The organism is Cronobacter turicensis (genome assembly GCF_041222865.1).
GTDB lineage: Bacteria > Pseudomonadota > Gammaproteobacteria > Enterobacterales > Enterobacteriaceae > Cronobacter > Cronobacter turicensis.
This window is the reverse complement of sequence record NZ_CP165997.1, coordinates 4,322,736-4,345,793: the sequence shown is the minus strand read 5'-3', so window position 1 is coordinate 4,345,793 and position 23,058 is coordinate 4,322,736. Positions and strand designations below refer to the sequence as shown.

General features: G+C 55.6%; 24 protein-coding genes and 2 pseudogenes. 16 read left to right on the top strand and 10 right to left on the bottom strand.

The window, feature by feature from the left end; genetic code table 11:
• Positions 1-10: 10 nt before the first annotated feature.
• The 3 genes from AB8W27_RS20675 to AB8W27_RS20665 all read right to left on the bottom strand — a co-directional run bounded on the left by AB8W27_RS20675 (position 11) and on the right by AB8W27_RS20665 (position 2,424).
• Entirely contained in the window at positions 11-577 is a 567-nt protein-coding gene (locus AB8W27_RS20675; RefSeq protein WP_007765780.1) for an NADPH-dependent FMN reductase, read from the bottom strand.
• A gap of 27 nt (positions 578-604) precedes the next feature.
• Complete coding sequence (locus tag AB8W27_RS20670) at positions 605-1,354, bottom strand: 4'-phosphopantetheinyl transferase superfamily protein (protein ID WP_012814718.1); 750 nt, start codon at positions 1,352-1,354, stop codon at positions 605-607.
• 209 nt (positions 1,355-1,563) lie between these two features.
• A complete protein-coding gene (locus AB8W27_RS20665) occupies positions 1,564-2,424 on the bottom strand; it encodes a LysR family transcriptional regulator (RefSeq protein WP_012814719.1) in 861 nt (286 codons plus the stop codon).
• A gap of 243 nt (positions 2,425-2,667) precedes the next feature.
• Here AB8W27_RS20665 and AB8W27_RS20660 point away from each other — a divergent pair, with 243 nt between their 5' ends.
• The 7 genes from AB8W27_RS20660 (at position 2,668) to AB8W27_RS20630 (ending at position 6,996) form a co-directional block, all read left to right on the top strand.
• Positions 2,668-3,414: a 2OG-Fe dioxygenase family protein gene (locus tag AB8W27_RS20660; RefSeq protein WP_012814720.1), complete on the top strand. Its 747-nt coding sequence runs from the start codon at positions 2,668-2,670 to the stop codon at positions 3,412-3,414.
• A complete protein-coding gene (locus tag AB8W27_RS20655) occupies positions 3,398-3,880 on the top strand; it encodes a GNAT family N-acetyltransferase (protein ID WP_041923030.1) in 483 nt (160 codons plus the stop codon). Before AB8W27_RS20660 ends, AB8W27_RS20655 begins: the two co-directional genes overlap by 17 nt.
• Positions 3,862-4,584, top strand: a complete 723-nt coding sequence (locus AB8W27_RS20650; RefSeq protein WP_007765790.1) for an AzlC family ABC transporter permease — start codon at positions 3,862-3,864, stop codon at positions 4,582-4,584. Before AB8W27_RS20655 ends, AB8W27_RS20650 begins: the two co-directional genes overlap by 19 nt.
• The gene (locus tag AB8W27_RS20645; protein WP_007765791.1) at positions 4,560-4,886 is read left to right on the top strand and encodes an AzlD domain-containing protein; all 327 of its coding nucleotides are present in this window, start codon (positions 4,560-4,562) and stop codon (positions 4,884-4,886) included. Before AB8W27_RS20650 ends, AB8W27_RS20645 begins: the two co-directional genes overlap by 25 nt.
• Positions 4,887-4,926: 40 nt before the next feature.
• Positions 4,927-5,841 carry an amino acid ABC transporter substrate-binding protein gene (locus AB8W27_RS20640; protein WP_012814723.1) on the top strand — a complete coding sequence of 305 codons (915 nt, stop codon included), beginning with the start codon at positions 4,927-4,929 and terminating at the stop codon, positions 5,839-5,841.
• Positions 5,842-5,900: 59 nt separating this feature from the next.
• The gene (locus AB8W27_RS20635; protein ID WP_007765793.1) at positions 5,901-6,299 is read left to right on the top strand and encodes a rhodanese-like domain-containing protein; all 399 of its coding nucleotides are present in this window, start codon (positions 5,901-5,903) and stop codon (positions 6,297-6,299) included.
• A 271-nt stretch (positions 6,300-6,570) separates the two neighbouring features.
• Entirely contained in the window at positions 6,571-6,996 is a 426-nt protein-coding gene (locus tag AB8W27_RS20630) for a hypothetical protein (RefSeq protein ID WP_012814724.1), read from the top strand.
• A gap of 112 nt (positions 6,997-7,108) precedes the next feature.
• Here AB8W27_RS20630 and mnmE read toward each other — a convergent pair whose 3' ends face one another.
• The 5 genes from mnmE to rpmH all read right to left on the bottom strand — a co-directional run bounded on the left by mnmE (position 7,109) and on the right by rpmH (position 10,963).
• A complete protein-coding gene (mnmE, locus tag AB8W27_RS20625; protein ID WP_012814725.1) occupies positions 7,109-8,473 on the bottom strand; it encodes a tRNA uridine-5-carboxymethylaminomethyl(34) synthesis GTPase MnmE in 1,365 nt (454 codons plus the stop codon).
• Between the two features lie 102 nt (positions 8,474-8,575).
• On the bottom strand, positions 8,576-10,225 hold the full coding sequence (gene yidC, locus AB8W27_RS20620) for a membrane protein insertase YidC (RefSeq protein ID WP_012814726.1): 1,650 nt from the start codon (positions 10,223-10,225) through the stop codon (positions 8,576-8,578).
• Positions 10,226-10,227: 2 nt separating this feature from the next.
• Positions 10,228-10,485, bottom strand: coding sequence for a membrane protein insertion efficiency factor YidD (yidD, locus tag AB8W27_RS20615; RefSeq protein ID WP_004386003.1), 258 nt, complete (start codon positions 10,483-10,485; stop codon positions 10,228-10,230).
• Positions 10,449-10,808 (bottom strand): ribonuclease P protein component, encoded by a 360-nt coding sequence (gene rnpA / locus AB8W27_RS20610; RefSeq protein ID WP_012814728.1) that lies wholly within the window; start codon positions 10,806-10,808, stop codon positions 10,449-10,451. The genes yidD and rnpA overlap by 37 nt, the downstream gene beginning before the upstream one ends.
• A 14-nt stretch (positions 10,809-10,822) precedes the next feature.
• Positions 10,823-10,963 (bottom strand): 50S ribosomal protein L34, encoded by a 141-nt coding sequence (gene rpmH, locus AB8W27_RS20605; protein WP_000831330.1) that lies wholly within the window; start codon positions 10,961-10,963, stop codon positions 10,823-10,825.
• Positions 10,964-11,572: 609 nt separating this feature from the next.
• On the opposite strand from rpmH, the gene dnaA reads away from it, so the two are divergent.
• The 5 genes and pseudogenes from dnaA to yidA all read left to right on the top strand — a co-directional run bounded on the left by dnaA (position 11,573) and on the right by yidA (position 18,784).
• Positions 11,573-12,958 carry a chromosomal replication initiator protein DnaA gene (gene dnaA, locus AB8W27_RS20600; RefSeq protein WP_041923031.1) on the top strand — a complete coding sequence of 462 codons (1,386 nt, stop codon included), beginning with the start codon at positions 11,573-11,575 and terminating at the stop codon, positions 12,956-12,958.
• Positions 12,959-12,975: 17 nt separating this feature from the next.
• A complete protein-coding gene (gene dnaN / locus AB8W27_RS20595; protein WP_007765832.1) occupies positions 12,976-14,076 on the top strand; it encodes a DNA polymerase III subunit beta in 1,101 nt (366 codons plus the stop codon).
• Between the two features lie 171 nt (positions 14,077-14,247).
• A pseudogene (gene recF / locus AB8W27_RS20590) lies at positions 14,248-15,320 on the top strand (DNA replication/repair protein RecF).
• A gap of 28 nt (positions 15,321-15,348) precedes the next feature.
• Positions 15,349-17,763, top strand: coding sequence for a DNA topoisomerase (ATP-hydrolyzing) subunit B (gene gyrB / locus AB8W27_RS20585; protein WP_012814730.1), 2,415 nt, complete (start codon positions 15,349-15,351; stop codon positions 17,761-17,763).
• 208 nt (positions 17,764-17,971) lie between these two features.
• The gene (gene yidA, locus AB8W27_RS20580; RefSeq protein ID WP_041923032.1) at positions 17,972-18,784 is read left to right on the top strand and encodes a sugar-phosphatase; all 813 of its coding nucleotides are present in this window, start codon (positions 17,972-17,974) and stop codon (positions 18,782-18,784) included.
• Between the two features lie 120 nt (positions 18,785-18,904).
• Here the strand turns inward: yidA and AB8W27_RS20575 are convergent, their stop codons facing one another.
• Positions 18,905-19,024, bottom strand: a complete 120-nt coding sequence (locus AB8W27_RS20575) for a type I toxin-antitoxin system Hok family toxin (protein ID WP_108695446.1) — start codon at positions 19,022-19,024, stop codon at positions 18,905-18,907.
• Positions 18,972-19,121, bottom strand: a pseudogene (locus tag AB8W27_RS20570) (DUF5431 family protein); the annotation flags it as partial. The gene AB8W27_RS20575 and the pseudogene AB8W27_RS20570, both read right to left, overlap by 53 nt.
• A 439-nt stretch (positions 19,122-19,560) precedes the next feature.
• Between AB8W27_RS20570 and dgoR the strand changes: the two are divergent.
• The 4 genes from dgoR to dgoD are packed head-to-tail and all read left to right on the top strand — an operon-like array spanning position 19,561 to position 22,871.
• On the top strand, positions 19,561-20,244 hold the full coding sequence (gene dgoR / locus AB8W27_RS20565; RefSeq protein WP_007765843.1) for a D-galactonate utilization transcriptional regulator DgoR: 684 nt from the start codon (positions 19,561-19,563) through the stop codon (positions 20,242-20,244).
• Complete coding sequence (locus AB8W27_RS20560) at positions 20,241-21,125, top strand: 2-dehydro-3-deoxygalactonokinase (RefSeq protein ID WP_012814734.1); 885 nt, start codon at positions 20,241-20,243, stop codon at positions 21,123-21,125. The genes dgoR and AB8W27_RS20560 overlap by 4 nt, the downstream gene beginning before the upstream one ends.
• Positions 21,109-21,726, top strand: coding sequence for a 2-dehydro-3-deoxy-6-phosphogalactonate aldolase (locus AB8W27_RS20555; RefSeq protein ID WP_012814735.1), 618 nt, complete (start codon positions 21,109-21,111; stop codon positions 21,724-21,726). The genes AB8W27_RS20560 and AB8W27_RS20555 overlap by 17 nt, the downstream gene beginning before the upstream one ends.
• Entirely contained in the window at positions 21,723-22,871 is a 1,149-nt protein-coding gene (gene dgoD, locus AB8W27_RS20550) for a galactonate dehydratase (RefSeq protein WP_012814736.1), read from the top strand. The genes AB8W27_RS20555 and dgoD overlap by 4 nt, the downstream gene beginning before the upstream one ends.
• The last annotated feature ends 187 nt before the right edge of the window (positions 22,872-23,058 follow it).

Genomic DNA, 23,058 nt, shown 5'->3' with positions numbered 1-23,058 from the left:
CTTTTTATTATCAGCGGCTCACCCGCCTGATGTACTCTGCAAACGCGGTCAGCTGGCCGGTCAGGTGATCCAGCGTACTCTGATCCACCACCTCGCCGGTCTGCGTATCGACTTTGTTCTGAATCGCCCCGCCCATAAACTCCGGTTTGTTCATCACCATCGCATCGAGAAACACCAGAATCTGGCGCAGATGATACTGGCAGCGCGCGCCGCCGATGGCGCCCATTGAGCTGGTCTGGATAAGCACCGGCTTGCCTGCGAGCGGCTGGTCGGGCAGACGCGACAGCCAGTCAATAGCGTTCTTCAGCCCGCCTGGCACCGAATAGTTATACTCCGGCGTTACAATCACCACGCCGTCCGCCTCGCGGATCTGCGCGGCTATCGCTTCCACCGTTTGCGGAAAGCCTTCTTCCTGCTGAATATCGGCGTCATAAATCGGGATATCGCGAATGGAAGGCAGTTCAGCGACCGTCATACCGGCGGGCGCCAGTTTCGGCAGCGTGCGGGCCACCATCGCGTTAAAGGAGCCTTTGCGCAGGCTGCCAATCAGCGTCACTACTTTTAGCGTATCAGACATAGAAACCTCCAGGATGGTTAAAGCAGATTAGTTGATAATCATCGCTTTTTCCGAGGGCAGGCTGGTAAAGCGCATCAGACGCGTATCGGGGCTGGTGCTGCGTTTGCGCATATCCGGCAGGCTGCGCCAGCCCTGCACGCTGTCATATTCCCACAGATAGAGCTTTTCAATGGCGGGCGATACCGCGACCGTCCAGATCAGCACATCTTCGGCGTCGCAGGCGGCCTCGACCAGCGGAAACTGCGCCACGCGCAGCTTGCCGGAGCCCGGCAACAGCTGAAATTGCTGGCCGTCATCGTGCTGCTGACCCGTCAGCTTCAGCAGGCTGCGGCGCAGCGTCACCAGCTGCGTGCGCGCTTCCAGCGGATCGTTTTGATTATCTATCCAGATGGTTTCATTTTTGCTGAGCGTGTGGCCGGTTTGCGGCGCGAGCGGATGCGTAAAGGTACGGGTGGCGGGCTGCAATTCCATATCGAGCCCGCAACAGCCTTCTGTGGTGATCGCCACACCCAGCATATTGCCGGTATGGGCGAGCGAGAAATCGGCAAGCCCGGCGTCGGTAAAGCGCGGACGGCCCTGCTCATTCACCACGATTTCAGGCAGTACCGGAATGCCGTAAAGCATAAACACCAGTTCAGCCAGCAGCGAGCGCGATGCCAGAAAGCGGCCTCGGCGGTGCTCCGGCAGGTGCTGCGCGGCTTTCAGCGCGTCGGCGGAAAGCCTGGGGGAGAGACTGAATTCGGGGCCAAGCGTCCCTCTTGCAAAATGCGTTGCCATTTTTCACTCCATGATAATGGTCAGTAACGGTTAATTATCGAATTGGTAAATGCGTAATCTGCAACTCATCAGCCCGATAACGTTTAGGTTTTAATGCCTAATCCGGACGCTGAAAAGTACTCTGTCAGGACTTTTACAAAATTATCGCACAACGTAAGGCAACGCACGGGTAAAAAGGCGCCATCCTGCGCCTTTACGGTAGCGGCAACTTAAGCGGTCAGTGGGATCTCTGGGAGATGCACCACATTGTTATAGAACGATTCCAGATCGTGTTCGGTCAGGATCGGCTCTTTCATTATCAGATGCACATCAAGGATATCTTCAAAGCCCGGCAAAATGTTCAGGCCGTTCGCCAGTGCCAGGTCCTGAGAAATAATCCCGATGCTGCTAAAGCTTTTCATCAGGGAGACGGTAATCAGCTCGCTCCCGGAAAAAATCACGCTCGCCTCCTGAAGGAGCGGCTTATGCCGGGCGGTGAACTTATCAAAACTCGCCGAATAGGGGCACTCCGCCAGCGGCTGCACCAGCGTGGTGGCGGTCGCTGCGCTTTCCGCCGAGCAGGCCGCAATCACTTTGATGTGCAGCCCGGTCAATTTAATGCTGTAGAAGCCAGGCGGTACGTTTCCGCCCAGCACTACCGCAATGTCCGTCTCGTCTTTTGCGATTTTCACCAGATTTTCCGGTGATTCCGACGTGCTGAAAATCACGCTGTAATCGCTCAGCTTGTCGATCATAAAGTTAATGATTTTCTTGTTGGTATCGACAGAGAAGGTGCTGTTGAGGGCAATTCGGATGGGGGTTGTGGTGCTTTTTTTAAGCTGTTCGGCTTTCAGACGCAGGTGTTCGGAAGTTTTGACGACGTTCATAATATAGGGCAATAAATGCGTGCCCTCAGGTGTTAGTACCACACCTTTATTATTGCGGTTAAATATTTTAAAGCCGAAATACTCTTCCGCTTTGTTGAGCTGCGCCGCCAGCGCCTGAATAGTGAGGTTAGCCTCTTCCGCGGCGCAGGTTAACGAACCCATCTGCGCGGTTTTCAGCAGATTCCTCAAAACCTTAATATCCATATGTCACCCCATGACGTGCCGGTCTTTCCTTTATATCAACCACCATAAGAATTATCAATTGATACGCGGTCATTACGCTGGCTGAAAACTCCGGTTTTACCTGTTTTTTCGGTCAGATAGTCCTGAAACAGCCCTGTTTAAAATGATTATTAAGGTGACTGAAAAAGAATTGAATATAAATAACTTAATTAGCTGGTAGTTTAACACAAAACCTCCCTACCACCCTGGATGAATATAGAATATATGTTACAGCTCAATAAAAACATCGGCGATGACCTGAGAAAAAATAAAGCGGTAAATGTTCTGGGTTCTGATTTCTCACTCAGTGGCGGATTTAGCGATTTCGTTAAATTTACGCAAAGCTGGGAAACCATGGGCGTGGATAAATTTTATGGTCAGGCCGATCGCGGCACGCGGTATCGCCGTTACAGTGATTTTGATTACAACCCGGTAACCAAAATATTAACACCACTCGGCCATCGCCCTTATGAGCAGTCGGTAGAACACAATAAATATGTCGGTGGTATTGAGCGTCATTTTGATGATATTACCACCGAGGTACTGCACTCTCCGGTATTACGCTCACTGGTAGAGCTGGATTTCAATGTATATAAAGAAATTCTGCCGCCAGAATTGCATAATGAAGTCTGGCAGTGCCAGATTCATCAAATCCGCATTGAGATTAAGCCGGGGTGCGAACTGGAGATTACGCCGGAAGGTATTCACTGCGACGGCTACCCGTTCAGCGGCGTGCACTTCTGGGGGCGTCATAACGTCGAAGGCGCCATGAGCCAGGTCTTTAAGAAAGATGGCACGCTGGTGGATTCAGGCACCTATCGCAATATTCTGGATACCACATTCTTCCTTGACCGTGAAATGCTGCACTACGTCACCACGGCGTTCAACCCGACAACAGACGCAATGGGTTTTCGTCAGATTATTGCCGTTTCATTTTCAAGGCCGGGGACGGAATATGATATCGTCAAATAAACTCCAGCTTGTTTCCTCTGATGTTGATAAAAACGCGGCGCCAGATGGATTAGTTATTTCTAAAGCGACAATTAACGATGCCTGCAATATCGTCAGCTTTTTAAAATTCTTTAAAGAGGTGGCTTTTTGCGAATGGCAGGATGAAGAACATATTCGCAAAATCGTTGCGGCGGATAATGCCCGCTGTTATTTGGCGAAAGACCAGAATGGTGTTCTGGTGGGCGCTATTATTGGCGGTATGCTTGGCACGCGCGCCACGTTAAATCACATCGCGATTTCACCCATTTTTAGAAATAACAAAATTGGTACGGTACTGACGAAAACCATTCTGAACGATTTTTATCTCAGCGGTATTAAACGTGTCTTTCTGTTTATTGAAGATAAAAACCAGGTCGCGTTCAATTTCTGGCGCTCCCAGGGATTTCAACCGACTACAGGAGAAACGACGTGCGAACTGGATCTTTAAAAAACCTCAATTACGCCGAACGTAGCGATGTTAAAGAGAGCCTGCTGAACGCCTCGCCAATCATGGCGGGGTATTTCGTTGTCGCGTTTGTGTTTGGCGTGATGTGTCTGAACGCCGGGCTGCCGGTCTGGTTTCCGGCGGCGATGTGCCTGTTTGTTTACGCGGGTACGGCGCAGTTTGCTGCGCTGGCGCTGCTTACGTCGGGCGCTTCGCTGCTGCCCATCGTGCTCTCGACGCTGCTTATCAACTCCCGACATATTTTAATGTCGATGTATATGTCGAAGAAACTCGGGCCTGTTGGAATGTCGGGGCTGAAAAAATCGCTCTACGCATTCGGACTCACCGATGAATCCTTTGCGATGCACAGCCAGCGTCTGGAAAGCCGTATCGCCACGACGGCGAGTTATCTGCTGAGCTTTAACGCCTTTTGTCACTTGTCATGGATTGCGGGCGGGTTCGCGGGTGCCGTGGCCTCGGAGTATCTGGCGAAATTCATCAGCTTCAAGCTCGATTATGCACTCACGGCCATGATGCTGTTCGTGCTGGTCGCGCTCTGTAATACCGCCGGTAAGCGCCTCGTCGCACTGGTCTCGATTGCGACCACGATCGGTATGAATTTCATCCATATTTCACCGTTGAACGTCTTCGTGGCGACAGCGGTCGGTTGCGGAGTCGGCGTATGTCTCAAGAAATCTTCCTCCTGATTGTTATCTTCTCCATGATGGCGGTGACGTTTGCCATCCGGCTTATTCCGCTGCATCTGAGCCCGGAGCGCACGCCGCGCTTTATTAACGCGGTGATTGAGTACATTCCGGCGGCGGTGATTTCCAGCATTACGATCCCGGCGCTGTTCTTTCCACAAAACGCGGGGTTCAGTTTATATAACGCCAGCGTTCTGGCTGCGCTTCCCGTCGTATTCACCGCCTGGTTTACGAAGAATTTAATTGTCAGCGTGGTGGTGGGCGTTATCTGTCAGGTACTCGCCAGTCATTTTATTTTTGGGTAATTCACCGCTTCGGCGTACGGATAAAGGATCGACGCTATTAATGAAACGTATTGCCTGCGTGGCCTGCCTTGATCCGAAATTTTCTGTGCATGCGCATACCTTTTTACGTGCCGTGGTGCTTGCCAGACATGGTCAGTGGGTCAAGGATGCTCAGATCAGGCTGTTTGACGACGGCGGCAGTCGGGAGGGCGCGTTACGCGCGGCGCGGGAGATAGCCGCGTGGGGGGCGGATGCTGTCGTCGGGCATTATGTCTCTTCCGCCGCCGATGCCGCCGCGCCTGAATACGCCAGACTAGGCGTGCCGCTGTTTCTCCCTGCCGCGACCGCCAGCCATCTTACGCGCAACGAGACGACCTGGCGGCTGTGCGATAACGACACTGACTACGTCGCCTGGCTGAGAGAGCAAGTAGCCCAGGCGCAGTGGCAGGTCGCCACACCTGAACATGACGGCTCGCTGCATGGCATTAGCGTGTCGGAACAGCTGGCGGCAGCGCTGCCGATTACGCCTTATGGCGCGACGCGGATATTTTCAGGCCGCTACGCCGCGTCGGTTCGTTACGCCATTCGCTGGGCGCATATTGAACTGCCGGGGCGGCTTATTCTGACAGACGACGCAGGATCGCCCGCGCTCGTGCCGGATTTGCTGGCGCACGGTATCGATCCGGATCGGCACGACATCCTGATCGCGGGTATCAGTCCGCACCCTGCGGGCGAAATCGCCCATTTTGTACGCCAGACCTGGCAGCGGCGCTGGGGCGGAGAGCCGGGCGCGTATTTATGGGAAACGCTGGCGGCTATCCAGACGGCGGCAGCATTTCCATACATGCCCGCCCGCACCGTATTAGGGCCGCTGCACTTCGATGCACGGCGCGAGAGCCGCCCTAAAAGTTTTCGGCTCTGGCAGGTCACGCGCCACGGTTTTATCGCTTATCAGCCCATGCCGGAGACGATATGACGTCGCGCTCCGCGTTGGCTGCCGTTTCAACGTTACCCATCTGACTACATGAGGAAATTATGTCAAACCTTGAGCAACTGGCGTATTACCAGAAAAAACTCTCCTTTGAAGCCGATTCATGGGATCTCTATCTCGCGCTTAACGCCGGGGAAAATATTGTCGTCGTGGATGGCCGTAACGAAGAGGCGTACCAGCGCGAGCATATTCCGGGCGCAATTAACCTGCCGCATAAGGCGCTGTGTTTTAACAACACCGCGGAGCTCGATAAATCCAAAGTGTATATCTGCTACTGCGACGGCATCGGCTGCAACGGCTCAACCAAAACGGCCATGAAACTGCTGACGCTGGGGTTTCAGGTGAAGGAGCTTATCGGCGGGCTGGACTGGTGGAAACGCGACGGCTACGCCACTGAAGGGCATCAGGGCCGCGACGGTACGCCGGTCAGCTGCGGCTGCTGATGTACACCGCGTAAGAAAGGTCATGACGGGGAGCGGCTGAAAATGCCGTTCTTTTTTGGCCTGAACCATGCTGCTGGCTAATAAGATCGGTTGTTAAAAACCCGGTTATCGCTGCGTCCGCACATTCATTTTATGAAGCGCAATCAGGTTGATATTGCTGCCAATAATTAACGCTACTGGCGGGAAAATAAGTTACATTTTGCAAAGCCGGTTGGTTGTAAGTTTCGTTATTCAGGAAAGAAGTTTACCGTGCGATGAGGGTGCAAAAAATATGAAAAAAACGGCCCTGTTTTTTCTGTTGGCGGTTTTTGTTTGCCCTTTAACGCAGGCAAGTGAATGTACCCAGGAGAAAGCAGAAGCGGCAGAAAACGCCGTAGATAACCTCAAAACATGGGCAGAGACTTACGAGAGTTATATGCGTTATTCGTCATGTGATGAGGGAAGTATTGGCGAAGGCTATTCTGAAACGATAATTCGTCTTTTGGTTGACCACTGGAGTGAATTACCGACTTTAGATGCACTGGGAAAACGCAACGCGTCGTTCGGACGTTGGGTGCTCAGTCATATCGATTCCACACTCGGTTCTGACGATCTGCAAAAGGTGAGCGATACCGCCAAAATGCAATGCCCATCAGGGCACGTCGCACTTTGCAAGGAAATTGCCGTAGCGGCTTCTGAAGCGATTAATAAAGGTTAATCTGCCTTTAGAATGTCAGTCGAAATATCCCTCATCCAGAAAATAAAAAACCCGCATTAACAGACAGTTAATGCGGGTTAGTGAACGTTCACGTACGAGGATGGGCTAAAACTTACTTACCAATACAGAAGCTGGAGAAAATACGGCCCAGCAGGTCGTCAGACGTAAATTCACCGGTGATCTCGCTTAATGCCTGTTGCGCCAGGCGCAGTTCTTCGGCCAGCAGCTCGCCAGCCCAGGCGCCCAGCAGCTGCGCTTTGCCCTGTTGCAAGTGGTTCGCCGCGTCTTCCAGCGCCTGGAGATGACGACGGCGCGCCAGGAAGCCGCCTTCCATGCTGGTATCAAACCCCATGCTTTGCTTCAGGTGGCTGCGCAGCACGTCCACGCCGTCGCTGGTGCGTGCCGAAAGACGAATAAGTGAGTGACCATTCACTTCGCTTAAGCCTGGGTGTTCGCCGGTCACGTCCGCTTTGTTACGCACCACGGTAATCGGCAGTTTCGCTGGCAGGCGGGCGATAAAATCGGGCCAGATCTGCGCCGGGTCGGTGGCGTCGGTCGTCGTACCGTCAACCATAAACAGCACACGGTCGGCCTGTTCAATTTCCTGCCAGGCGCGCTCAATGCCGATGCGCTCCACTTCATCGCTCGCCTCGCGCAGACCCGCGGTATCAATGATGTGCAGCGGCATACCATCGATATGAATGTGCTCGCGCAGCACGTCGCGGGTCGTGCCCGCGATATCGGTGACAATCGCCGCCTCACGGCCCGCCAGCGCATTCAGCAGGCTCGATTTGCCAGCGTTCGGGCGACCGGCAATGACCACTTTCATCCCTTCGCGCAGCAGGCTGCCCTGACGCGCTTCGGCGCGTACCGCGTCGAGATCGCCTATCACCTCGTTAAGCTGCGCCTCGATTTTGCCATCGGAAAGAAAGTCGATCTCTTCATCCGGGAAATCGATAGCCGCTTCGACAAAAATGCGCAGGTGGGTCAGCGCTTCAACCAGGTGGTTTACGCGTGCGGAAAATGCGCCCTGCAGGGAGTTCAGCGCCGAGCGCGCCGCCTGTTCAGAGCTGGCGTCAATCAGATCGGCGATGGCTTCCGCCTGGGCGAGATCGAGTTTGTCGTTGAGGAACGCCCGCTCGGAGAATTCGCCGGGCTTCGCGATACGCACGCCGGGAATAGTCAGAATGCGCTTTAGCAGCAGATCCAGAATCACGGGGCCGCCGTGACCCTGAAGCTCCAGCACATCTTCGCCGGTAAAGGAGTTCGGGCCAGGGAACCACAACGCGATGCCCTGATCGAGCGCGGTGCCGTCCGCGTCCTTAAACGGCAGATAGTCGGCATAGCGCGCTTTCGGCAGTTTGCCGAGCACCGCCTGCGCCACGTCCCGCGCCTGTTGGCCGGAGACGCGAAGAATGCCCACGCCGCCGCGTCCGGGAGGCGTCGCCTGGGCGACAATGGTGTCGTTATGGCTCATGGTCTTTCTGTCACTCTGTCTGGCGGGGGAGTTTTGCCTGCCCCACGTAAAGAAAAAGGCGGTCATCAGACCGCCTTCCATTTTAGCGTTGCCCTGACCGAATCAGGATTTCTTCTTCTCGCGGCTGTGCAGACCGCGTTTTTCCAGACCGCGGTAGATCAGCTGCTGCTGAAGGATGGTCACCAGGTTGCTGACGATATAGTACAGCACCAGACCGGACGGGAACCACAGGAAGAAGACCGTAAAGATGACCGGCATAAAGGTCATGATCTTCTGCTGCATCGGGTCGGTCACGGTGGTCGGCGACATCTTCTGGATGAAGAACATGGTCGCGCCCATCAGGATCGGCAGAATGTAGTACGGGTCCTGTGCGGAAAGGTCATGGATCCACAGCGCGAACGGCGCGTGACGCAGTTCCACCGAGCCCATCAGCATGTAGTACAGCGCAAGGAAGATTGGCATCTGGATCAGCAGCGGGAAGCAGCCGCCCAGCGGGTTCACTTTCTCCGCTTTATACAGCGCCATCATCTCCTGACTCATACGCTGCTTATCGTCACCCAGACGCTCGCGCATAGCCTGAATCTTCGGCTGCAGCAGGCGCATTTTCGCCATGGAGGTGTACTGCGCTTTGGTCAGCGGGTACATCACGCCACGAACGATAAAGGTGATGGCGATAATCGAGAAGCCCCAGTTGCCCAGGAAGCTGTGGATCCATTTCAGCAGTTTGAACAGCGGCTGAGAGATGAACCACAACCAGCCGTAGTCAACGGTCAGGTCGAGGTGCGGCGCAACGGCAGCCATTTTGTCCTGAATTTCCGGCCCTACCCACAGGGTGCTGGCAAGCTTGGCGGTCTGGCCTGGCTGAACCTGAACCGGCTCAGATTTATAACCGATAGCCGCAACGCCATGACCCAGATCGGCAGTATAGAAGTTGCTGGTTACGTTGCTGGCCGGAACCCACGCGGTCGCGAAGTACTGCTGGAGCATCGCTACCCAGCCGCCTTTAGCGTTCACGTTCAGGTTTTCGTCGTCAGCAATCGTATCGAACTTATATTTCTCGTACTTCTCGTCCGGCGTGGAGTAAGCCGCGCCGCGGAAAGTATGGAGAGCAAAGTTGTTGCTGCCAGTGTCGCGATGGCTCGGCAGATCGATGGTTTGCTTCAACTGACCGAACGAAGAGACTTCGAGCGGCTGGGTGCCGGCGTTCTTCACGTCGTAACCCACATAGACCGCGTACTGACCGCGTTTCAGGGCGAACGTTTTGGTGAAGGCGTTGCCTGCCGCATCGGTGAAGGTCATCGGGATCAGCAGTTCGTCCTGGCCGTCAGCCAGCACATAGGTGTCGCGCTCAACGTTATACAGCGGGCGACCCTGGTTGTTATTCGGGTTGTCCGGGCCGTTACGACCGGTCAGGCCGCTCTGTGCCTGATAAATGAAGTTCGGCGTGGTTTCCAGCAGCTGGAAAGGTTCGCTGGAGCCCAGCTCTTTCGGGTATGCCAGCAGAAGCGCCTGCTCGATGTCGCCACCACGGGTATTGATGGTAAGAGAAAGGACATCGGTCTTAACGGTAATGAGTTTCCCCTGGCCACTGGCCGGTACGCCCTGGCTTGCGGCGCTACCCGCTGCGGTGGTCGTAGTCTGCGTGGTCTGCTGAACCTGGGGTTTTGGAGCTTTATCTTGCTCCCAGGCTTGCCAGATCATGAAAGACACGAACAACAAAGCGATGACAAAAAGATTGCGTTGCGAATCCATCGTTAGTGTTCTCTGGTATCAAAAGGTCCTGGCGGGACGGGGTCGTCTCCACCCGGGTTCAAAGGGTGGCATTTTAATACGCGTTTCACTGTCAACCAACTGCCTTTTAACACCCCAAACCTGCGCAATGCCTCAATTCCGTACTGCGAACAGGTGGGGTGAAAACGGCAATGCGGCCCGAGAAGCGGACTGATGAAGCGTTGATAGACCCGGATGAGGGCTATCAGGAGCCGCGAACCAGGCGACAATGACGACGCCATAATTTTTCCAAAGCTTCCGAAAGCTCCCGGTTATCGAGGTCGGCAATCCCGCGCTTCGCCACCACCACGAAATCCATTGAAGGGAGTTCATGCTGACGTAAACGGAAGCTTTCACGCGTCAGACGTTTAATCCGATTGCGTTCGTGGGCGCGTTTAACGTTTTTCTTGGCGACTGTAAGACCGATGCGGGGATGCCCCAGCGAATTAAGGCGGCCGAGGATGGTGATTTGCGGCGTGCCAGCCCGTTGTGGCTGCTGGAAGACGAAGGTGAATTGAGCGGGAGTTAACAAACGTAACTCCCTGGGAAATGCGAGCTTAACCACTAAAGGGTTAGCTATTACTTGGAAACGGTCAGACGAGCGCGGCCTTTAGCACGACGACGTGCCAGAACCTGACGACCATTTTTAGTAGCCATACGAGCACGGAAGCCGTGAGAACGGTTGCGCTTCAGTACAGACGGTTGAAAAGTGCGTTTCATGGCGATTTCTACCTAAACTTGAATAAATTCACTGACTTTGCGTATGCGCGAACGGCCTGCCGGACGACTTACGCCAAAGTAATCGACGATTAAAGAGGCCGGATTGTAATAATTGTACACTCCGGAGTCAATTCACTTTCCTTATTTCCCGCGCTTTTCTCCTCACTTTGAGGATAAAAAACACGCAAAATTCAGGCGATAAACCGCGCTTTACGCACCGGGTGGGGAATTATACGGGCTCGCCGCCAAAGCGCAAGGATCGTCGCGGATCTTCCTTAGATCGATAACGCGATAATTTCCGGATCGTCATTAATTTTTCCGATATGCCGGGTAAAACGTGCCGCAGCCATCAAAGGATCGATTACACTTAAGCGTCCTGACGCAGGCCTGTGGATAAATCGGGAAGAATCTGTGAGAAACAGGAGATCTCTGGCTCGCTTTAGGCTATGATCCGCGGTCCCGATCGGGATCCCTGATCTCAGCCTCGGGTAAAAAAACCGCAAATAGCGGTTCGCACGCCTCCCGGCTCGGGGCTTGTCGGCGTGTGTCAACAATCATGAATGTTTCAGTCTTCGTCTTTTATCGACTTTTGTTCGAGTGGAGTCCGCCGTGTCACTTTCGCTTTGGCAGCAGTGTCTTGCCCGATTGCAGGATGAGTTACCAGCCACTGAATTCAGTATGTGGATACGCCCCCTACAGGCGGAACTGAGCGATAACACGCTGGCTTTGTATGCGCCAAACCGGTTTGTGCTCGATTGGGTAAGGGACAAATACCTCAATAATATTAATGGATTACTGAATGATTTCTGCGGCTCTGACGCGCCGCTGCTGCGCTTTGAAGTCGGCACCAAACCCCTGACGCAGACGACAACCGCGCCCGCAAGCCAGACCGTAAGGCCTGCGCAGGCCGCGCCCGCGGCGGCGCCCGTACGTCCGGCGTGGGATAACGTGCCCGCTCCCGCAGAGCCGTCCTATCGCTCGAACGTCAACGTCAAGCACACCTTTGATAACTTCGTTGAGGGTAAATCTAACCAACTGGCCCGCGCGGCGGCGCGTCAGGTGGCGGATAACCCCGGCGGCGCGTATAACCCGCTCTTCCTTTATGGCGGCACGGGTCTCGGTAAAACGCACCTGTTGCATGCGGTGGGCAATGGCATCATGGCCCGCAAGCCCAACGCCAAAGTGGTCTACATGCACTCTGAGCGTTTCGTTCAGGACATGGTAAAGGCGCTGCAAAACAACGCTATCGAAGAGTTCAAACGCTACTACCGTTCGGTGGATGCGCTGCTTATTGATGATATCCAGTTCTTCGCCAATAAAGAGCGATCCCAGGAAGAGTTTTTCCACACCTTTAACGCCCTGCTGGAAGGCAATCAGCAGATCATTCTCACCTCGGATCGTTACCCCAAAGAGATCAACGGGGTTGAGGATCGTCTGAAATCGCGCTTCGGATGGGGGCTCACGGTAGCCATTGAGCCGCCGGAGCTGGAAACTCGCGTGGCGATCCTGATGAAAAAGGCGGATGAGAATGATATCCGCCTGCCAGGTGAAGTGGCCTTCTTTATTGCCAAGCGTCTGCGATCCAACGTGCGTGAGCTTGAGGGCGCGCTGAACCGCGTGATCGCCAACGCCAACTTTACCGGCCGCGCGATCACTATCGATTTCGTGCGTGAGGCGCTGCGCGATCTGCTGGCGCTCCAGGAAAAACTCGTCACTATCGACAATATTCAAAAGACGGTGGCGGAGTATTACAAGATCAAGGTCGCGGATCTGCTCTCCAAGCGGCGCTCCCGCTCGGTTGCGCGTCCGCGCCAGATGGCGATGGCGCTCGCCAAAGAGCTGACCAACCACAGCCTGCCGGAGATCGGCGATGCGTTTGGCGGCCGCGACCACACTACGGTGCTGCACGCCTGCCGCAAGATAGAGCAGCTGCGTGAGGAAAGCCACGATATCAAAGAAGATTTCTCCAATTTAATCAGAACATTATCTTCGTGACGCTATGAAGTGACGCTATGAAATTTACCGTTGAACGTGAACACTTATTAAAGCCGCTCCAGCAGGTCAGCGGCCCGCTGGGCGGTCGTCCGACGCTGCCTATTCTCGGCAACCTGTTGCTTCAGGTCGCGGATGGGGCGCTGTCGCTGACCGGCACCGATCTGGAAATGGAGATGGTGGCGCGCGTCGCGTTGGTGCAACCGCACGAGCCGGGCGCCACAACCGTACCGGCCCGTAAATTCTTTGATATTTGCCGCGGCCTGCCGGAAGGGGCGGAAATCGCCGTTCAGCTGGATGGCGACCGTATGCGCGTGAGTTCAGGGCGCAGCCGTTTCTCGCTGTCTACATTACCTGCGGCGGATTTCCCGAATCTGGACGACTGGCAGAGCGAGGTGGAATTTACGCTGCCTCAGGCGACCATGAAGCGCCTTATCGAAGCCACGCAGTTCTCCATGGCGCATCAGGATGTCCGTTATTACCTCAATGGCATGCTGTTTGAAACCGAAGGCGAAGATTTGCGTACGGTGGCGACCGACGGCCACCGTCTGGCGGTCTGCTCAATGCCGGTCGGCCAGCCATTGCCGAACCATTCGGTGATCGTGCCGCGGAAAGGGGTGCTGGAGCTGATGCGTATGCTCGATGGCGGCGACGCCCCGCTGCGCATCCAGATCGGCAGCAACAATATTCGCGCGCACGTCGGCGATTTTATCTTTACCTCGAAGCTGGTCGATGGCCGCTTCCCGGATTACCGCCGCGTACTGCCGAAAAACCCGGACAAAACGCTGGAAGCTGGCTGCGATATTCTCAAACAGGCCTTTGCCCGCGCGGCCATTCTGTCCAATGAGAAATTCCGCGGCGTGCGTCTGTACGTAAGTGAAAATCAGCTCAAAATCACTGCGAATAACCCTGAGCAGGAAGAGGCGGAAGAAATTCTCGACGTCACCTACCCGGGCACGGAGATGGAGATCGGGTTTAACGTCAGTTACGTGCTGGACGTGCTGAACGCGCTTAAATGCGAGAATGTTCGCATTCTGCTGACAGATTCAGTATCGAGCGTGCAGATAGAAGATGCGGCGAGTAGCTCCGCGGCCTATGTTGTTATGCCCATGCGTCTGTAGAGTTTCCAAAAGGGGCTGGTTTACTTGCCATTTCGCCTCCCGGCAGTGCTCGAAATGCTCACGTACTATGTGTACGCTCCGCTTTCTGCGCGCTGTCGGTAACCGAACTGGCTGCGACACCAACGCCCCTGTCTCTGAGAGTATGCACGCCCTGGACCGGAAAAGTTCTTAATGTCACTGACGCGTCTCCTTATTAAAGATTTCCGCAATATCGAAAACGCGGATCTTGCGCTCTCTCCCGGTTTTAACTTTCTGGTTGGCGCGAACGGCAGCGGGAAAACCAGCGTGCTGGAAGCGATTTACACGCTGGGCCACGGACGCGCGTTTCGCAGTCTGCAAATCGGGCGCGTGATCCGCCATGAACAGGATGCCTTTATTCTTCACGGGCGACTGCAGGGCGACGAGCGCGAAGTCTCGGTCGGCCTGACGAAAGATCGCAACGGCGACAGCACGGTGCGCATCGACGGCAGCGACGGTCACAAAGTGGCCGAGCTGGCGCAGCTAATGCCGATGCAATTAATTACCCCGAGGGGTTTACTTTGCTCGGCGGCGGCCCCAAATACAGAAGAGCATTCCTCGACTGGGGATGCTTCCATAACGAACCCGGCTTCTTTGTGGCCTGGAGCAACTTAAAGCGCCTGCTCAAACAGCGCAACGCCGCGCTGCGACAGGTGACCCGCTACGAACAACTGCGCCCGTGGGACCGTGAACTGGTTCCGCTGGCCGAACAGATAAGTCAGTGGCGCGCCAGCTACAGCGAGGCGATTGCTAACGACATGGCCGATACCTGCGCGCAATTTTTGCCGGAATTTTCGCTTACCTTCTCTTTCCAGCGCGGCTGGGAGAAAGAGAGCGACTATGCCGACGTGCTGGAGCGCGGTTTCGAGCGCGACCGGATGCTCACTTATACCGCGCATGGCCCACATAAGGCCGATTTCCGCATCCGCGCCGACGGCGCGCCGGTGGAAGATACGCTGTCGCGCGGGCAGCTCAAGCTCCTGATGTGCGCGCTGCGTCTGGCCCAGGGCGAGTTTCTGACTCGCGAAAGCGGGCGACGCTGCCTTTATCTGATAGATGATTTTGCCTCTGAACTTGACGATGCCCGTCGTGGGCTTCTGGCGCAGCGCCTGAAGGCTACGCAGTCGCAAGTCTTTGTCAGCGCGATCAGCGCTGAACATATTCTCGACATGACGGACAAAAATTCGAAGATGTTCGCTGTCGATCAGGGTAAAATAACGGATTAACCCAAGTTAAAATGAGCGAGAAACGTTGATGTCGAATTCTTATGACTCCTCCAGTATCAAAGTCCTGAAAGGGCTGGATGCGGTGCGTAAGCGCCCGGGTATGTATATCGGCGATACGGATGACGGCACCGGTCTGCACCACATGGTATTCGAGGTGGTAGATAACGCTATCGACGAAGCGCTCGCGGGTCACTGTAAAGATATCGTCGTGACTATCCATGCCGACAACTCTGTCTCGGTATCGGATGACGGGCGTGGCATTCCGACCGGTATTCACCCGGAAGAAGGCGTTTCGGCGGCGGAAGTTATCATGACCGTGCTGCACGCGGGCGGTAAATTTGATGATAACTCCTATAAAGTCTCCGGTGGTCTGCACGGCGTGGGCGTCTCTGTGGTTAACGCTCTGTCGCAGAAACTGGAGCTGGTGATTCGCCGCGAAGGCAAAATCCATCAGCAGACTTACGTGCACGGCGTACCGCAAGCGCCGCTGGCAGTGACCGGCGATACCGAACAGACCGGTACTCAGGTCCGTTTCTGGCCGAGCCACGAAACCTTCACCAACGTCACTGAATTTGAATATGAGATCCTGGCGAAGCGCCTGCGCGAACTCTCATTCCTGAACTCCGGCGTTTCTATTCGCCTGGTCGATAAACGCGACGGCAAGCAGGATCACTTCCACTACGAAGGCGGCATCAAAGCGTTCGTTGAGTATCTGAATAAGAACAAAACGCCGATTCACCCGAACATCTTCTATTTCTCTACCGAAAAAGACGGCATCGGCGTGGAAGTGGCGCTGCAGTGGAACGACGGTTTCCAGGAAAATATCTACTGCTTTACCAACAACATTCCGCAGCGCGACGGCGGTACGCACCTGGCGGGCTTCCGCGCGGCGATGACCCGCACGCTGAACGCCTATATGGATAAAGAAGGCTACAGCAAGAAAGCGAAAGTCAGCGCCACCGGCGATGACGCACGTGAAGGCCTGATTGCTGTCGTGTCCGTTAAAGTGCCGGACCCGAAATTCTCCTCCCAGACCAAAGACAAACTGGTCTCCTCTGAGGTGAAAACGGCGGTTGAACAGCAGATGAACGAACTGCTGGCGGAATACCTGCTGGAAAATCCGAGCGACGCCAAAATCGTGGTCGGCAAAATCATCGACGCCGCGCGCGCCCGTGAAGCGGCCCGTAAAGCGCGTGAGATGACCCGTCGTAAAGGCGCGCTGGATCTCGCAGGGCTGCCGGGCAAACTGGCGGATTGCCAGGAGCGCGACCCGGCGCATTCCGAACTCTACCTGGTGGAAGGGGACTCCGCGGGCGGTTCTGCAAAACAGGGCCGTAACCGTAAGAATCAGGCGATCCTGCCGCTGAAAGGGAAAATCCTGAACGTGGAGAAGGCGCGCTTTGACAAGATGCTCTCTTCCCAGGAAGTGGCGACGCTGATTACCGCGCTCGGCTGCGGCATTGGTCGTGACGAATACAACCCGGATAAACTGCGCTACCACAGCATCATCATCATGACCGATGCTGACGTCGACGGCTCGCACATCCGTACCCTGCTGTTGACCTTCTTCTACCGTCAGATGCCGGAAATCATTGAGCGCGGCCATGTGTATATCGCCCAGCCGCCGCTCTATAAAGTGAAAAAAGGCAAGCAAGAACAGTACATTAAAGACGACGAAGCGATGGATCAGTATCAGATCTCTATCGCGCTGGACGGCGCGACGCTGCATGCGAATGCCAGCGCGCCTGCCATCGCCGGCGAAGCGCTGGAAAAACTGGTGTCTGAGTACAACGGCGCGCAGAAGATGATCAACCGTATGGAGCGCCGCTACCCGCGCGCGCTGCTGAAGGAGCTTATCTATCAACCGACGCTGTCCGAAGAGATGCTGGCCGATGAAGCGAACGTCACCCGTTGGGTCTCTGCGCTCATCACCACGCTCAATGAAAACGAGCAGCATGGCAGCGTCTGGAAATACGATATTCGTGAAAACGCGGAAACGCATCGTTTCGAGCCGGTAGTTCGCGTGCGTACGCATGGCGTCGACACCGATTACATCCTTGACCACGAGTTCGTGACCGGCGGCGAATACCGTCGTCTCTGCACGCTCGGCGAGAAGCTGCGCGGTCTGATTGAAGAAGACGCGTTTATCGAGCGCGGCGAACGCCGTCAGCCTGTGGCAAGCTTCGAGCAGGCGCTGGACTGGCTGGTAAAAGAATCCCGTCGCGGCCTGTCTATTCAGCGTTATAAAGGTCTTGGCGAGATGAACCCGGAGCAGCTGTGGGAAACCACGATGGATCCGGAAAGCCGCCGTATGCTGCGCGTGACGGTAAAAGACGCGATTGCGGCCGATCAGCTCTTCACCACGCTGATGGGCGATGCCGTTGAACCGCGTCGCGCCTTTATTGAAGAAAACGCCCTTAAAGCGGCGAATATCGATATCTGATAATCGCTGCCGCGCTTACCCGCCCTGTGAAACTTTACTGCAGGGCGGGTATGCACAGCGCCTCTGCCACTCCTTTTCCTCTCATCTCACTATGAAATAAGCGGCACTTCGCGCGGCAATCCCATCCCCTTTTCTCGCCCCGACTGCTACTGTGTTTTGAGCACAATCGCGTTAGCATGCGAAAAGACTCATTTATGCAGGGGAACTCATGGCTATCAAACTTATCGCAATCGACATGGATGGCACATTACTGCTGCCCGATCACACCATTTCACCCGGCGTGAAAAACGCCATCGCCGCGGCCCGCGAACAGGGCATTAACGTGGTGCTGACGACCGGCCGTCCGTTTGCAGGCGTAGAGAGTTATCTGCGCGAGTTGCATATGGATAAACCGGGCGACTACTGCATCACCTATAACGGCGCGCTGGTGCAAAAGGCGAGCGACGGCAGCACCGTGGCGCAAACCCCGCTCAGTTATGACGACTACCGTTATCTGGAGCAGCTTTCGCGCGAGGTGGGTTCGCACTTCCACGCGCTCGATCGCACCACGCTCTATACCGCGAACCGCGACATCAGCCGCTATACCGTGCATGAATCTTTTGTCGCCACCATTCCGCTGGTGTTCTGCGAGGCGGAGAAAATGGACCCGGACATGACCTTCCTGAAGGTGATGATGATCGACGAGCCGGAAATCCTTGATAAAGCCATTACGCGCATCCCGCAGGACGTCAAAGAGAAATATACCGTGCTGAAAAGCGCGCCTTACTTCCTGGAGATCCTCGATAAGCGCGTCACCAAAGGCACCGGCGTGAAAGCGCTGGCGGAGGTTTTAAACATCCAGCCGGAAGAAGTGATGGCGATAGGCGATCAGGAAAACGACATTGCGATGCTGGAATATGCGGGCGTTGGCGTGGCGATGGAAAACGCCATTGATGCGGCAAAAGAAGCGGCAAATTTTGTGACCCGTTCAAACCTGGAAGATGGCGTCGCGTACGCGATTGAGAAATTCGCCCTGCGTTAAGCGGGAATGTTGACGCGCCGCCCGTTACTGGCGGCGCGTCAGAAAGGCGCTTTCGGCTGCAAAGCCATCTTCAGCCTCGCCTCGCCTGAAAGAGCGGGGTTGCCCCCGCCCGACAGGTTGCTACTTACCGGATTCGTAAGCCAGAAACGCAGCAAACTCCCTTTGCCCGTCCTTCAGCCTCAGTTCGCACAGCGAATGACGCGTCAGAAATGTGAACATTAACAACGTTATACATATCATTAATACACACCAGAACAGGGTGCTTCGCAGCAGTTTCATGGCCTTCTTCTCCTTGCCTTTCGGCGGGTAAGAGGCTACGCTGATGGTGTCTAGGCATCAGTGGGCCTCGTTGGTTAATTGAAAAAATTACCTTCGGGGCTTTCTTCTTTCTGCCTCACCATCACTGCATTTCTGCCGACAGCATGAGGCAAAAAGCCTCAAGCGCCGCCGCCATTATAAATCGTCCATCCTGCGTCAGACTAACGAAAACCTACGGGCATTTTGCTGAATTTTCACGTCTTTTGTGTAACGTTTTCCCGTAAATCACGTCTTTTTAGGATCCATCTCTCTACCTGATGAATCACACCCTGCGCGTTCTTCCGATATATCCTTTTGTCGTTTTTGTGATCTAAATTGTAGTACAACCATAATTGATTGTACTACATTGAACTCATCAGCACGGCCACCCGCGTCACGGTTGTACTTCAAAAATGCGGCGAAAATCGGCGGTCAGGGTAAAGTAAGCGAAGAAACCTCGCGTGAAAGGAACCCATAACATGACCAAAACCGATCGCATCATTGTGACGCTGGGCCGCCAGATTGTTGGCGGGAAATATGTACCGGGCGCGGCACTGCCCGCTGAAGCGGATCTGTGCGAGGAGTTTGAAACCTCGCGCAACATCATTCGCGAAGTGTATCGCTCGCTGATGGCGAAGCGGCTCATTGAGATGAAGCGTTATCGCGGCGCGTTTGTCGCGCCCCGTAATCAGTGGAACTACCTCGATACCGAGGTGCTCCAGTGGGTGCTGGAACATGACGACGATCCGCGCCTGATTGCCTCGATGAGCGAAGTGCGCAACCTGGTTGAGCCGGCTATCGCCCGTTGGGCGGCAGAGCGCGCCACCTCAAGCGATCTGGCGCGTATTGAGGCGGCGCTGAATGACATGATTGCCAACAACCAGGATCGCGACGCCTTCAACGAGGCAGACATCCGTTATCACGAAGCGGTGCTGGAGGCGGTGCATAACCCGGTGCTGCAACAGCTCAGCGTGGCGATCAGCTCCCTGCAGCGGGCTGTGTTCGAGCGTACCTGGATGGGCGATGAGGCCAACATGCCGAAAACGCTCCAGGAGCATAAAGCGCTGTTCGATGCGATACGGCATCAGGACGGCGAGGCGGCGGAGCAGGCGGCATTAACGATGATTGCCAGCTCGACAAAAAGGCTTAAGGAAATCACATGACATCTCGCTACATCGCTATCGACTGGGGTTCCACCAATCTGCGCGCCTGGCTTTACCAGGATGAACAGTGCCTGGAAAGCAGGCAATCGGAGGCGGGCGTCACCCGCCTCAACGGCAGAACCCCCGAAGCGGTGTTAGCGCAGGTGACCGAAGGCTGGCGCGATGACGCCACGCCCGTGGTAATGGCGGGCATGGTCGGCAGCAACGCAGGCTGGAAAATCGCCCCTTATCTGCCTTGTCCGGCCCGTTTTGCCGATATCGGCAGCCAGCTCACCACGGTGGCGGAACGCGTCTTTATTATCCCTGGTCTGTGCGTGAGCCGGGACGATAACCGCAACGTCATGCGCGGTGAGGAAACCCAGTTGCTCGGCGCCCGCGAGCTGGCCCCCGCGCCGCTCTACATCATGCCCGGCACGCACTGCAAATGGGTACAGGCGGATGCGCAGCAGGTAAATGATTTCCGCACGGTAATGACCGGCGAGCTGCACCATCTTTTGTTAACCCATTCATTGATTGGCGCGGGCCTGCCTGAACAGCAGTCGGACGCCGATGCTTTTGCCGCGGGCCTTGAACAGGGCGCTGAAACCGACGCGCCGCTGACCCGCCTGTTTGAAGTTCGCGCCGCCCATGTGCTGGGAAGCCTTGCCCGCGAACACGTCGCCGAATTTCTTTCCGGGTTGCTGATTGGCAATGAAGTGGCAAGTCAGCTTCGCCACTGGCAGCCAGGCCGCACGTCCCCTCTCACGCTGGTCGCCAGCCCTTCGCTTGCCAGCCGTTACCAGTGCGCCCTGTCGCTGCTGGGATATACGGCCCGGGCGCTTGAAGGCGACCGCGCATTTCAGACAGGCATAAGGAGTCTCGCTCATGCAGTGGCAGAATAAACTTCCGCTCATCGCCATCCTACGCGGCATCACGCCCGACGAGGCGCACGACCACGTTGCGGCGGTCATCGACGCCGGGTTCGACGCAGTGGAAATCCCGCTTAATTCGCCGCAGTGGCGCACCAGTATCGCCGCGATGGTCAAAGCGTTTGGCGATCGCGCGCTGATTGGCGCAGGCACGGTGTTAAAGCCGGAGCAGGTGGATGAACTGGCAGAGATGGGCAGCAAGCTTGTCGTCACGCCCAATATTCAGCCGGAGGTTATCAGGCGCGCGGTGAGCTACGGCATGACCGTCTGCCCGGGATGCGCCACGGCGACCGAGGCGTTCAACGCCCTCGAAGCGGGCGCGCAGGCGCTGAAAATCTTCCCGTCCGCCGCTTTCGGCCCCGATTACATCAAAGCATTAAAAGCCGTACTGCCGCCGGAGATCCCGGTGTTTGCGGTCGGCGGCGTCACGCCGGAGAACCTGGCGGTGTGGCTGAAAGCAGGCTGCACCGGCGCCGGGCTTGGCAGCGATCTCTATCGCGCCGGACAGCCGGTTGAGCGCACGGTCGCGCAGGCGAAAGCATTTGTTAAGGCGTATCGGGAGGCAGTGCAATGAAAATAACCAAACTAACGACATACCGTTTACCCCCCCGTTGGATGTTTCTGAAGATTGAAACTGACGAAGGTGTGGTGGGCTGGGGCGAGCCGGTCATTGAAGGACGGGCGCGGACGGTCGAGGCGGCGGTGCATGAGCTGGGCGAATACCTGATTGGCCAGGATCCGGCGCGCATCAACGACCTGTGGCAGGTGATGTATCGCGGCGGCTTTTACCGCGGCGGCCCGATCCTGATGAGCGCTATCGCCGGTATCGACCAGGCGTTGTGGGATATTAAAGGCAAAGTGCTGAACGCGCCGGTGTGGCAGTTAATGGGCGGTCTGGTGCGCGATAAAATCAAAGCGTACAGCTGGGTTGGCGGCGACCGTCCGGCAGAAGTTATCGCCGGTATTAAAACGCTGCGCCAGATAGGTTTTGATACGTTTAAATTAAACGGCTGCGAAGAATTAGGCATTATTGATGATTCGCGTAAAGTCGACGCGGCGGTGAATACCGTGGCGCAGATCCGTGAAGAATTTGGCAGCGATATCGAATTTGGGCTTGATTTCCACGGTCGCGTCAGCGCGCCGATGGCGAAAATATTAATTAAAGAGCTGGAGCCGTACCGCCCGTTATTTATTGAAGAGCCGGTATTAGCCGAGCAGGCGGAATATTATCCGCGTCTCGCCGCACAAACGCATATTCCTATTGCGGCGGGCGAGCGTATGTTCTCGCGCTTTGAATTTAAACGCGTGCTGGAAGCGGGCGGGCTGGCGATTCTGCAACCCGATTTATCGCATGCGGGCGGCATTACCGAGTGCGCGAAAATCGCCGCGATGGCGGAGGCGTATGACGTCGGCCTTGCGCCGCATTGCCCGCTCGGGCCTGTCGCGCTGGCGGCCTGTCTGCATATCGATTTCATCTCGCGCAATGCGGTGTTCCAGGAGCAGAGCATGGGCATCCACTATAACCAGGGCGCCGAGCTGCTTGATTTCGTTAAAAATAAAGATGATTTCAAAATGGAAGGCGGTTACTTCCAGCCGTTGATGAAGCCAGGGCTTGGCGTGGAGATCGACGAAGAACAGGTGATAGCGCGCAGTCAGCAATGCGCCGACTGGCGCAATCCGTTGTGGCGGCATGCCGATGGTTCCGTTGCCGAGTGGTAATGTCCGTCATATTTCGCGCTGTGGGGGCGTTGGCTTCGCTAATTCGCCCCAGTCACATAGTTTACTATGCTCCTGGGGACTCATTATCTTGCCGCCTTGTTGCAACACGAACTATTCAGGACAATGTAATTCCGGCTTTTGCGAAAATTATTTCGCGTATTGATTAAATGAAGATTAGCCCGGCTCG